The 11156-nt window shown below is 67.4% G+C and carries 12 protein-coding genes and 1 tRNA gene; 8 read left to right on the forward strand and 5 right to left on the reverse strand.

Going from position 1 to position 11156, the window contains the following annotated elements; all coding sequences use genetic code 11:
• Nucleotides 1–3: 3 nt before the first annotated feature.
• Both AU195_RS15805 and AU195_RS15810 read right to left on the reverse strand, forming a co-directional pair.
• Complete coding sequence (locus AU195_RS15805) at nt 4–546, reverse strand: hypothetical protein (protein ID WP_059160004.1); 543 nt, start codon at nt 544–546, stop codon at nt 4–6.
• A 10-nt stretch (nt 547–556) separates the two neighbouring features.
• The gene (locus tag AU195_RS15810) at nt 557–1063 is read right to left on the reverse strand and encodes a ribonuclease FAU-1 family protein (protein ID WP_172800604.1); all 507 of its coding nucleotides are present in this window, start codon (nt 1061–1063) and stop codon (nt 557–559) included.
• Between the two features lie 57 nt (nt 1064–1120).
• On the opposite strand from AU195_RS15810, the gene uvrB reads away from it, so the two are divergent.
• The 3 genes from uvrB (at nt 1121) to AU195_RS15825 (ending at nt 4886) form a co-directional block, all read left to right on the forward strand.
• The gene (gene uvrB, locus AU195_RS15815; protein WP_059160006.1) at nt 1121–3280 is read left to right on the forward strand and encodes an excinuclease ABC subunit UvrB; all 2160 of its coding nucleotides are present in this window, start codon (nt 1121–1123) and stop codon (nt 3278–3280) included.
• 44 nt (nt 3281–3324) lie between these two features.
• Nucleotides 3325–4722, forward strand: coding sequence for an MFS transporter (locus AU195_RS15820; RefSeq protein ID WP_059160017.1), 1398 nt, complete (start codon nt 3325–3327; stop codon nt 4720–4722).
• Nucleotides 4723–4812: 90 nt separating this feature from the next.
• Nucleotides 4813–4886, forward strand: a tRNA-Cys gene (locus AU195_RS15825).
• 36 nt (nt 4887–4922) lie between these two features.
• On the opposite strand, the gene AU195_RS15830 is transcribed toward AU195_RS15825, so the two are convergent.
• On the reverse strand, nt 4923–5330 hold the full coding sequence (locus tag AU195_RS15830; RefSeq protein ID WP_082703079.1) for an Ltp family lipoprotein: 408 nt from the start codon (nt 5328–5330) through the stop codon (nt 4923–4925).
• 385 nt (nt 5331–5715) lie between these two features.
• Complete coding sequence (locus AU195_RS15835; protein ID WP_059160007.1) at nt 5716–6075, reverse strand: Rv2640c family ArsR-like transcriptional regulator; 360 nt, start codon at nt 6073–6075, stop codon at nt 5716–5718.
• Nucleotides 6076–6176: 101 nt separating this feature from the next.
• Between AU195_RS15835 and AU195_RS15840 the strand changes: the two genes are divergently transcribed.
• The 4 genes from AU195_RS15840 (at nt 6177) to AU195_RS15855 (ending at nt 9068) form a co-directional block, all read left to right on the forward strand.
• The gene (locus AU195_RS15840) at nt 6177–6629 is read left to right on the forward strand and encodes an ArsI/CadI family heavy metal resistance metalloenzyme (protein WP_059160008.1); all 453 of its coding nucleotides are present in this window, start codon (nt 6177–6179) and stop codon (nt 6627–6629) included.
• Nucleotides 6626–7735 carry an ACR3 family arsenite efflux transporter gene (arsB, locus tag AU195_RS15845; RefSeq protein ID WP_059160019.1) on the forward strand — a complete coding sequence of 370 codons (1110 nt, stop codon included), beginning with the start codon at nt 6626–6628 and terminating at the stop codon, nt 7733–7735. Before AU195_RS15840 ends, arsB begins: the two co-directional genes overlap by 4 nt.
• A complete protein-coding gene (locus AU195_RS15850) occupies nt 7728–8132 on the forward strand; it encodes an arsenate reductase ArsC (protein ID WP_059160009.1) in 405 nt (134 codons plus the stop codon). The genes arsB and AU195_RS15850 overlap by 8 nt, the downstream gene beginning before the upstream one ends.
• 138 nt (nt 8133–8270) lie before the next feature.
• Nucleotides 8271–9068 carry a bestrophin-like domain gene (locus AU195_RS15855; protein WP_059160010.1) on the forward strand — a complete coding sequence of 266 codons (798 nt, stop codon included), beginning with the start codon at nt 8271–8273 and terminating at the stop codon, nt 9066–9068.
• Between the two features lie 360 nt (nt 9069–9428).
• Here AU195_RS15855 and AU195_RS25715 read toward each other — a convergent pair whose 3' ends face one another.
• Nucleotides 9429–10031, reverse strand: coding sequence for a hypothetical protein (locus AU195_RS25715; protein ID WP_157531150.1), 603 nt, complete (start codon nt 10029–10031; stop codon nt 9429–9431).
• A gap of 47 nt (nt 10032–10078) precedes the next feature.
• On the opposite strand from AU195_RS25715, the gene AU195_RS25720 reads away from it, so the two are divergent.
• The gene (locus AU195_RS25720; RefSeq protein WP_157531151.1) at nt 10079–10339 is read left to right on the forward strand and encodes a hypothetical protein; all 261 of its coding nucleotides are present in this window, start codon (nt 10079–10081) and stop codon (nt 10337–10339) included.
• The last annotated feature ends 817 nt before the right edge of the window (nt 10340–11156 follow it).

Genomic DNA, 11156 nt, shown 5'->3' on the forward strand with positions numbered 1-11156 from the left:
CGGTCACAAACCGGGAGGAACCGGTTCGGCATCCGCCGGTGGCGCGGGATCGACCGGTGCAGCCGGGTCTACCGGCGCGGGCGCCTGCATGGCGACCGGCGCCTCGCACGTCAGGGCGGCGTAGTCGGGGTCCTGCGGCAGGAAGCGCGGGGCGATGAAATCGTCTGCTTGAGCCACGATCTGGTCGTCGACGAGGATCTCGCAGTGCAGATTCGCCGAGTACGGCCACTGCACCGACACCTTCATGGTGGCCACACCGGTCTCCGGCAGGACCGTGTTCACCTCGAACACCCGGCCCGGCACCATGGTCGGGTTGGCCGTCAGCGTCTGATCGTTCTCGGCGCTGTAGGTGATGGTGGCGCCGCGGGACACGCCGTCGATGCGGGCCCGGTAGACGACGTTGCGGAGCACCTGCGGGTTCTCCTGCGCGACCGGTTGCGGCTGAACATCCGGGTCGGCGAACGCGACGGCGGGACTTAACTGGAAGCCACCGACGACGGCCGCGGCCGCGGCGCCCGCGGCCAATCCGCGCATGACGGAGTTCATGTAGATGACCTTACAATGTCCGCCACGACAGGACCATACCGTTGCCGGCAAGCCAGCGGTGGAGGTCGTAGTCGTGCCGCGCGAGGCCGTCGACGGTGTTCACCGCCGTCTGCACGGCCCGCTCGCCCACCTCCGGGGTGAGCAGGTTGTGCCGCACCGCGGTGAGCAGTTCGTCGACGTCGCACAACTCCGCTCCGACCCCGGTCCGCACCACCAGATCGAGATAGTGGTCCTCGGCCGTCCACCGGTGTGGCCCCGGCGAATAGCTGCCGACGTCGAGGTAGAAGTCCTGGTCCTTCTCGAACCCCGGGTTGAAGTGGAACACCGACGCGCGCAGGTTCAGCGACGGCAGCAGCCACGACTCGAGATAGTGGAACTGCGCGCGACCGGGTGTCGGGCGGGCCATGTAGAGCCCCCACGGTTCCACCGAATAGACGTCGACGGCCCGCACGATGCCCTTGGGGTCGGTGTTCGTGCAGGCGAGCAGGTCGAACGTCTCGTGTTTGGGTGGATGGATACCTCAGCATAGAACCGCGAACAAGAGGTTGTCGGTGGCTGGTTCTACCCTGGTGAAATGGCTTTCGCTACCGAACACCCAGTGCTCGCGCACTCCGAGTACCGCCCGGTCGAGGCGATGGTGCGTACCGGCAACCGGTTCGAGGTGGTCAGTCCCTACCAGCCCGCCGGGGACCAACCCGCGGCGATCGACGAGCTGGAGCGGCGCATCCGGGCGGGAGAACGTGACGTCGTCCTCCTCGGCGCGACCGGTACCGGCAAGTCGGCCACCACCGCGTGGCTGATCGAGCGGCTGCAACGGCCGACGCTGCTGATGGCGCCCAACAAGACGCTCGCCGCCCAGCTCGCGAACGAACTGCGGGAGATGTTGCCGCACAACGCTGTCGAGTACTTCGTGTCGTACTACGACTACTACCAGCCCGAGGCGTACATCGCCCAGACCGACACTTACATCGAGAAGGACAGCTCCATCAACGACGACGTGGAGCGGCTGCGGCACTCCGCGACGTCGAGCCTGCTGTCGCGGCGTGACGTGGTCGTGGTGGCGTCGGTCTCCTGCATCTACGGTCTGGGCACGCCGCAGTCCTACATGGACCGGTCGGTCGAGCTGAAGGTGGGCGACGAGGTGCCGCGCGACGGGCTGCTGAGGCTGCTCGTCGACGTGCAGTACACCCGTAACGACATGGCGTTCACCCGCGGGACCTTCCGGGTGCGCGGGGACACCGTCGAGATCATCCCGTCCTACGAGGAGCTCGCGGTGCGCATCGAGTTCTTCGGTGACGAGGTGGAGGCGCTGTACTACCTGCACCCGCTGACCGGCGACATCGTCCGCAGAGTCGATTCGCTGCGGATCTTCCCCGCGACCCACTACGTCGCCGGCCCGGAACGGATGGCGCAAGCCATCTCGACGATCGAGAAGGAACTCGAGGACCGGCTGGCCGAGCTCGAAGGGCAGGGCAAGCTGCTCGAAGCCCAGCGGCTGCGGATGCGCACCAACTACGACATCGAGATGATGCGTCAGGTCGGGTTCTGTTCCGGCATCGAGAACTACTCGCGCCACATCGACGGGCGCCCCGCCGGGTCGGCCCCGGCGACCCTGCTCGACTACTTCCCGGAAGATTTCCTGCTCGTCATCGACGAGTCCCACGTGACGGTGCCGCAGATCGGCGGCATGTACGAAGGGGACATGTCGCGCAAGCGCAACCTGGTCGACTTCGGGTTCCGGTTGCCGTCGGCGGTGGACAACCGGCCGCTGACGTGGGAGGAGTTCGCATCGCGGATCGGCCAGACCGTGTACCTGTCGGCCACGCCGGGTCCCTACGAGCTCAGCCAGTCCGGCGGCGAGTTCGTCGAGCAGGTGATCCGCCCGACCGGCCTGGTCGATCCGAAGGTGGTGGTCAAACCCACGAAGGGGCAGATCGACGATCTGATCGGCGAGATCCGCAAGCGCACCGAACTCGACGAACGGGTGCTGGTCACCACGCTGACCAAGAAGATGGCCGAGGACCTCACCGACTACCTGCTGGAGTTGGGCATCCGGGTTCGCTATCTGCACTCGGAGGTGGACACACTGCGCCGCGTCGAGTTGCTTCGCCAGTTGCGGCTCGGCGAGTACGACGTGCTGGTCGGAATCAACCTGCTGCGTGAGGGTCTGGACCTCCCTGAGGTCTCGTTGGTGGCGATCCTCGACGCCGACAAAGAAGGTTTTCTGCGGTCGACGCGCAGCCTCATCCAGACCATCGGCCGTGCCGCCCGCAACGTGTCGGGTGAGGTCCACATGTATGCGGACAAGATCACCGATTCGATGCGCGAGGCGATCGACGAGACCGAACGTCGCCGGGCCAAACAGATCGCCTACAACGAGGAACGGGGCATCGACCCGAAACCGTTGCGCAAGAAGATCGCCGACATCCTCGACCAGGTGTACCGCGAGGCCGACGACAGCGAGACCGTCGAGGTCGGCGGGTCCGGCCGCAACGCGTCGCGAGGCCGCCGCGCTCAGGGCGAGCCGGGCCGTGCCGTCAGTGCCGGCATCGTCGAGGGCCGCGACACCACGAACATGCCGCGAGCCGAACTGGCAGACCTGATCAAGGATCTCACCGAGCAGATGATGACTGCGGCCCGCGACCTGCAGTTCGAACTGGCCGCCCGGATCCGCGACGAGATCCAGGACCTCAAGAAGGAACTGCGCGGTATGGACGCCGCAGGCCTGAAGTGACAGGGGTTGACCTCAACCGCCCTTGAGCTCCTAGCGTGGGCGGCGTGACTGACACTTCACGCGTCTCGGTGGCGACCTGGCGGGACCTGCTGGGCCCCGCCCACCTGGGTACGTCGACCGTGCTGGCGGGCGGTGTCGCCCTGTACGCGACGAACGAGTTCCTCACCATCAGCCTGATGCCGAGCGCCGTCGCCGACATCGGCGGTCAGCGGTTCTACGCGTGGGTGACGACGGTGTATCTGGTCGCCTCGGTGATCGCCGCGACAACGGTGCACCCGCTGCTCATGCGTCTGGGTCCGCGTCGGGCGTACTGGTCTGGCCTGAGCGTGTTCGCGGCCGGGAGCCTGGGGTGTGCGCTGGCCCCGACCATGGAACTGCTTCTCGTCGGGCGGACGGTGCAGGGTGCGGCGGGTGGGTTGCTCGCCGGCCTCGGGTACGCGGTGATCAATACCGCACTGCCGAGCCGATTGTGGACGCGCGCATCGGCATTGGTGTCCGCCATGTGGGGCGTGGGCACCCTCGTCGGCCCCGCCGCGGGTGGGCTGTTCGCGCAGTTCGGCAGTTGGCGGTGGGCGTTCGGACTGTTGGTCGCGCTCACCGTCGCCATGGGAGTGCTGGTGCCGTTCGCCCTGCCCGGCCGCGTCGAGAGCCCGGACGCGGATCGGCCACGCCTGCGTATCCCGCTGTGGTCTCTGCTGTTGCTGGGAGCCGCGGCGCTGGTGGTCAGCACGGCGGGGATCCCGCACGACACTCGCGCGACGGCCGGATTGCTCGCCGCCGGCGTCGCCGTGGTGGTCGTCTTCGTGCTCGTGGATCGCCGCGCCGAGGTTGCGGTGCTGCCGCCCAGCACGTTCGGCCCCGGCCCGTTGAAGTGGATCTACGCGACGCTGGGGCTGCTGATGGCCGCCACCATGGTGGACATGTACGTGCCGCTGTTCGGGCAGCGTCTCGCCGGTATGGCACCGGTGATCGCGGGGTTCTTCGGTGCCGTGCTCTCCGTCGGATGGACGGGCGGCGAAATCGTGAGTGCCTCGCTGACCCGCACCCGGGTCATCGTGCGCACTGTCGCTCTCGCCCCGCTCGTCATGGCGGCGGGTCTGACGCTCGGCATGATCGCGCTGCGCGACGAGATGTCGCCGGGCTGGGCGGCGCTGTGGGCGGTCGGGCTGCTCGTGACCGGTACCGGAATCGGGATCGCGTGGCCACATCTGTCCGCATGGGCGATGAGTCGCGTCGACGATCCGGCCGAAGGGCCAGCGGCCGCCGCGGCGATCAACACCGTCCAACTCATCTGCGGGGCCTTCGGGGCGGGGCTTGCGGGGGTGGTCGTCAACCTCACCGACGCCGGGAACGCGACGGCGGCCCGTTGGCTGTTCGCGGTGTTCGCGGCCTTCGTCGCCATGGGCGTCATCGCGTCCGCACGAAGTTGCCGGACCCATTGACCAAGTGGCTCACCCAGCCGGCGCCAGAAGGAATCACGGCGAGCGAAAAGATGGGCCCGGAGACGGCCGTCGGGCATTGTCGATGGCGACGCGGGTGTGGCTGAGTGGCTAGGCACCGGCCTGCAAAGCCGTTTACACGGGTTCGAATCCCGTCATCCGCTCCAGAACTACCGGCAGCAGTTCGGGTCGAGCGCCGTTGATCAGAGACCCGTTGCGGCGACTCCGTACGCGGCTTGACTCGGGGTGAACCCGCTGTACACAAGCTGGTCGATCAGTCCGCTTCGGGAGAAAGCGCTGACTTCGAGGTACTCCTGAGCGGCCTTTACTGCCTGTTCATTCCAGTCAACGACGATGGCGTCGACCGCGAACGTTGCGTCCGCGGTCGAAAACCCTGAGTATTCGAGTTGCTCGATCAGCCCCTGCCGGGAGAAGGCGCTTACTTCCAGATACTCCTCTGCGGCCCGCACGGCGTTCTGCTGGCTCACCGGCGATGCGGGCAGTTCCGAGCTGGATGAAGGGCCGACGGCGAAAGGTTCAGCCAACACGGTCGGAGCCAAGCCGAAGCCAGCTACGCCGATGGCAGTTGCCGCAACAAGAACGCGAATCATGTTTCCCCCTGTGGTCGATAGTTTTGATGCCCCCCTATTCCAAAGGTACGCCGCCCTCCGTTGCAGGCCCGTGTTCAACCACGCGCCTCGGGCACGATCACCTCGCGATCCTCTGACATGCGGTTCGTCCTAGCGATCGCAAAGTTTGCCTCCCGAAACTCACTGAACTGGCGACACATGCGGGACCAGGGTTGCGTCTGCGTGGGGTCGATGCGCGCGAAGCGAGGTAGGTGGACCGGAGAAGCGCCTGATGTGTTTGCTTTCGTTTCCGAAAGCAACTTCTGGTTACGCTGGCGCGCACCGCGCTGCAGCATCCCGCTGACGTCGTCACCATGCAGTCGCCTCATTGGCGATCCGGGTTCGAATCCCGTCACCTGCTTTAGAACTACCGGCAGCAGTTCGGGTCCAGCACCGTGCAGAGCGCGATGAGAGACTCCCGCCGCGGTCGGTGGTAGACGTTCATACCGCGCCGTTCCGACTCGATCAGTCCCGCCCGGCGCAGGTGCGAAAGATGGTGGCTGACAGTGGATTCGGCGAGGCCGACGGCTGTCGCGAGGTCGCTCCCGCGCACCTCACCGTCCTGGGAGCTGAACAGCAGTGACACCAGCTTGACTCGTACCGGATCGGCCAGCGCCTTGAGTCGCAGAGCGATCTCGAGTGCCGCCTCGTCGCCGACAGGTCCGGCCGCGACCGGTGAGCAACAGACCGGTGCGGAGATGTCGACGGTGGGCAGTGTCTTCGGCATGCACAACATTCTGCCACACCTTGTTGACATATATCGAAAAGGGGGTGATTCTGGACGGCATCAGAAGTTCGACATAAGTCACACAGGTAACGGAGGTCGCCATGTCCCGTGCACAACTCGCCCTCAACGTCGATGACCTCGACGAGGCTGTCGCCTTCTACTCGAAACTGTTCGGCACCGCACCGGCGAAGGTCAAGCCGGGCTACGCGAACTTCGCGGTCGCCAACCCGCCGCTGAAGCTGGTTCTCATCGAGAACCCCGGGCACGGCGGCACCCTGAACCACCTCGGGGCCGAAGTCGAGAACAGTCAGACGGTTCACACCGAGATCGCCCGCCTCGCGGGCGAGGGTCTCTTCACCGAAGAGGAGATCGGCACCACCTGTTGTTTCGCCACCCAGGACAAGGTGTGGGTCACGGGCCCGGCGGGGGAGAAGTGGGAGGTGTACACCGTGCTCGCCGACTCGGAGACGTTCGGCACGCACTCGTCCGCGCTCGGCGACGACGGCGGCGAAAGTGCCGCGTGCTGCGGCAGCGCCAGCAGTGCGGCGTCGTGACCCAACGGGTGGATAGCGGCACCGACTCGGCCGTCGTCAGGCAACTCTCCGGGCTGGATCGATTCCTCCCGGTGTGGATCGGCCTGGCGATGGCCGTCGGGCTGCTGCTCGGCCGTTCGTTGCCCGGATTCGACGACGCTCTCAACAGCATTGCGATACAGGGCATTTCGATACCGATCGCGCTGGGTCTGCTCGTCATGATGTACCCGGTGCTGGCCAAGGTGCGATACGACCGGCTCGACACCGTCACCGGCGACCGCAGGCTTCTCGTGAGCTCCGTGGTGCTGAACTGGGTGCTCGGTCCTGCGCTGATGTTCGCGCTGGCGTGGCTGCTCGTGCCGGATCTGCCGGAATACCGCACGGGGCTGATCATCGTCGGGCTCGCGCGCTGCATTGCGATGGTCATCATCTGGAATGACCTCGCATGCGGTGACCGGGAAGCCGCGGCCGTCCTGGTGGCGCTCAACTCGCTGTTCCAGGTCGTGATGTTCGCCGTTCTGGGATGGTTCTACCTGTCCGTCCTGCCGGGATGGCTCGGCTGGGAAACCGCCACCATCAGCGCTTCGCCATGGGACATCGCGCAGTCGGTGCTCGTCTTCCTGGGCATCCCTCTGCTTGCGGGCTATCTGTCGCGCCGCGTGGGTGAAAAGGTCAGGGGGCGGGCCTGGTACGAATCGACGTTTCTTCCCAGAGTCGGGCCGTGGGCGCTCTACGGCCTTCTGTTCACCATCGTCGTTCTGTTCGCGCTCCAGGGTGAGCAGATCACCAGTCGCCCACTCGACGTTCTACGCATCGCCGTGCCGCTGTTGATGTACTTCGCGCTCATGTGGGGCGGTGGCTACCTGCTCGGCGCGGCGCTCGGTCTCGGTTATCAGCGCACCACCACGCTCGCGTTCACCGCAGCGGGCAACAACTTCGAACTCGCCATCGCCGTTGCCATCGCCACCTACGGGGTGACCTCCGGCCAGGCCCTCGCAGGTGTGGTCGGCCCGCTCATCGAGGTCCCCGTTCTCGTCGCCCTCGTGTACGTGTCACTGTTGTTGCGCAGACGTTTTCGCTCACCTGTCAGTGCTGAAACACAGCGGAGGGCAACGGACGATGAATGACCGAACACCCGGCGTGCTGTTCCTGTGCACGCACAACGCCGGCCGCTCCCAGATGGCCATGGGCTTCCTCAAAAGCCTTGCCGGCGAGCACGTCCGGGTCTACTCCGGAGGGTCCGAGCCGGCGCAGGAGGTCAATCCCGCCGCCGTACAAGCGATGGCCGAGAGGGGGATCGACATCGCGGGTGAACAACCGAAACGGTGGACAACGGACATGGTGGAAGCCGTCGACGTCGTCGTCACCATGGGATGCGGAGACGAGTGCCCCTACATACCCGGCAAGCGTTACGAGAACTGGGAACTGGCCGACCCGGCCGGAGGGGACCTGGACTCCGTGCGTCCGATCCGCGATGAGGTGGAACGACGCGTGCGGACCCTTCTGGACCAGCTCACGCTGTGATCGGTCCCTAAGCGGGCGCGGTGTGCGCGAGACAGCACACGAAATGGCTTATTCGTCCCCGCGTACGACGCCGCGCACCTAGAGTCGGAAAGCCCGTGTCAGCCGAGTGATCGGGCCCGACGAGATGGGCGGCCCTGGGTGAGTTTGTGGTTGGTCGGTCATCTGCCGTCATGGCTTCTGCTCCTCGGGCTGGTAACGCTCACAACGTGCCTAGCTGTCGGCGTCCAGATGATCGTCCGCCGCCGGTTCGCAGAACACCTGCGGGGCGACGAGCACAACGATGTCACGAAGTTCGCCTTCGGAGTCGTCGGTTTCGTCTTCGCCTTCTTCATCGGATTCGTGGTGTCGGCGACGTGGGGTCAGATCAACGGCGCGGATGACAGAGCGCGTGCCGAAGGGTCGGCGGGCGCACAACTCGCCCGGGATCTCCACGTGTTCGACGAGCCTGACGAGAGTCGGATCCGGCAGAGCCTGCTGGCCTATCACCAGGCCGCGATCACCGAGTGGGACGAAGCCGCCAAGGGCGGTTCCTCGACTGACGCCGACGATGCGCTCACCCGCCTCTACGCCGCGTACGAGCAGGTCGAAGTCCGTGGCGACGCGCAGAAGGCGCTCTTGTCCGCCTCGTTCTCCAACCTCAACGACATGAGCAAGGCACGCTCCGAGCGTGTGCTGCAGGCACGAACCGACACCGGCCCGCCGTGGTCGTTGTGGGCCGTCATATTCCTGACGAGTGGCCTGCTGCTGGGGTGCGCGATCATCTACAGCGTCGAGAAGGCCGCTACGCACTACACGATGGTCGCCATTCTGGGCGTACTCGTCGGAGCGCAACTGTTCCTGGTGCTGGAGTTGTCGCATCCGTTCGTCGGGGAGGTTGCGACGTCATCTGAGCCGTTGCATCAGGTGGTCCGCCTCCTTCAGCGCGTCCCCGGGTAGGCGAGCGCCCCTCACCAGGCTGGTCGGGCGAAACGACGCGCGATCGGCGCCGTCGACCGTTCGCCGCGGTAGGTCATGGCGTTTCCCGCGGTGGGCCGTGAGTTCGCCCAGTTCGTTGCCTAAGCGAAGCAGATGCCCTGCTCACCTGCGTTGACCCGCGTCCGGTCACCGAAGCACTTCTCATTTGCAACAGTTCTATAAACGCCAGAATTGTCGCAACGGCCAATTCGCTGAACCGGCATACGTTCCCCCCGACGCAAGCGTCAGTAGGAAGCGCACAGAGAACTGAGGGAACATGTCGCGGACCACGAACCGATTGGGCTTCACCGCCCTGGCTACCGCAGGGGCCTGCTGGATCGTTCAGCTGTTCAATCCTGCGACGGCGATCGCTGAGCCTGGGGCAGTGAGCCCCGGCGTTCCGTGCGTGAACATCATGCAGCAGCTGCTCACCGTGCCGGGGCGCCTGCCGCAGACGTTGCCGGGGGCTAATTCCGCTCTGACCAACACCGCACCGCCGGCGGGTCCCATCCCGCCGGCCGGATCGACCAACGGCATCGCCACCGCGACGCCGCCGTCGGTGGGGATCCCGCCGGCCGGGTCGCTGAACGGCACCGCATCGGCGACACCGCCGTCGGTCGCGATCCCGCCTGCCGGGTCGCTCAACGGAACCGCCGCCGCGACACCGCCTCGTCCGCCTGTCCCGGGTGCGCCGGTGACGACGTCGTCGCAAAGCATCACTCCGCCGTCGGGTCCGGTGCCGCCGACGGCACGCGTCGACACCGCCAGCGGCGCGACACCGCCGGCTCCCGGCGCGCCGGGTGTGCCGACGGCCGGTGCAGGGGGTGGCGCAGTTCCTCCGGCGCCTGCCGCGCCTGGTGCTCCGGTGGCCACCTCGGGTGGGGCGGGTGCGCCTGCTGCGCCAGCGGCTCCGCCGGCGGCCGTGGTGCAGCCGGCTGCCGGCACGGCGGTTCCCGCGCCGGGCGCTGTAGGCGGACCGGCCGGTGGTTCGGGTGGGGCGGGTGCGCCTGCTGCTGCGCCTGCCGTGCCTGCCGGTGTGGTGGAGCCGGCCGCCGGTGTGGCGCCTCCTGCTCCTGCGGGTCCGCCGGCTGCTGTGGTTGAGCCGGCTGCCGGTGTGGTGGAGCCGGCTTCGGGTGTGGCGCCTCCTGCTCCGCCGGCTCCGGGTGCTCCGGCTGGTGGTTCGGGTGGGGCGGTGGCGCCTCCCGCTCCGCCTGCTCCGCCGGCTGCTGTGGTGGAGCCGGCCGCCGGTGTGACGCCGCCTGCTCCGCCGGCTCCGGGTGCTCCGGCTGGTGGTTCGGGTGGGGCGGTGGCGCCTCCTGCTCCTGCGGCTCCGCCGGCGGCCACCGTCGATTCTTCGAGCGGCGTGACTCCTCCGGCGCCTCCGGCTCCGGGTGGTCCGGCGGTGAGTTCGGTCGAAAACGTGGTTCCTCCGGCGCCTCCGGCTCCGGGTGGTCCGGCGGTGAGTTCGGTGGAGAACGTGACTCCTCCGGCGCCTCCGGCTCCGGGTGGTCCGGCGGTGAGTTCGGTCGAAAATGTGGCTCCTCCGGCACCTCCGGCTCCGGGTGGTGGGTCGACGAGCACGGTCGAGAGGTTCTCGCCTCCGGCTCCGCCGGCGCCGGCTGTTCCGGCTGCCAATTCTGTTGAGGCCGTGACTCCTCCGGCGCCTCCGGCTCCGGGTGGTGGCTCGACGAGCACGGTCGAGAGGTTCTCGCCTCCGGCGCCGCCCGCACCGGCTGTCCCGGTTGGCAATTCCGTGGAGGCCGTGACGCCTCCGGCGCCGCCGGCTCCTCCGGCTGCGGTGGTTGAGCCTGCTGCGGGTGTTGCGCCTCCGGCTCCGCCCGCACCGGCTGTCCCGGCTGGCAATTCCGTGGAGGCCGTGACGCCTCCGGCGCCGCCGGTTCCTCCGGCTGCGGTGGTGGAGCCTGCTGCGGGTGTTGTGCCTCCGGCTCCTGCGGCTCCTCCGGCTGCGGTGGTTGAGCCTGCTGCGGCTGTTGTGCCTCCGGCTCCGCCGGCTCCTCCGGCTGCGGTGGTTGAGCCTGCTGCGGGTGTTGCGCCTCCGGCTCCTCCGGC

The organism is Mycobacterium sp. IS-1496 (assembly GCF_001499995.1).
GTDB lineage: Bacteria > Actinomycetota > Actinomycetes > Mycobacteriales > Mycobacteriaceae > Mycobacterium.